We start from the raw sequence: 219 nt of genomic DNA on the forward strand, positions 1-219 counted from the left end.
GTACCAAACCTCGAATTCACAACAGATTGCGCCGCCGAAGTCGCACCCGTCGCGTCAACCTTAGTCGCCTCAAGTGAAGCAATACGAGCGTTAACCCCACCAGATTTATTAAGTTCAGCAGTGACTTCTGACTGTGCGATTGATTCTGCCTGATTTGCTGTAACCTTTGTAGTTTGCAGCGTTGAAATATCAGCTTCGATAGAGCCACTTGCGTCTTGA

Annotated in this window: 1 protein-coding gene; it reads right to left on the reverse strand. The window is 47.9% G+C overall.

The features are described from left to right. Positions 1-219 (reverse strand): hypothetical protein (locus ACOI06_RS14685; RefSeq protein ID WP_420663330.1); only part of this gene is annotated, 219 nt, incomplete at both ends.

The sequence above is a fragment of the Orrella sp. 11846 genome (assembly GCF_048820935.1).
Classification (GTDB): domain Bacteria; phylum Pseudomonadota; class Gammaproteobacteria; order Burkholderiales; family Burkholderiaceae_B; genus Algicoccus.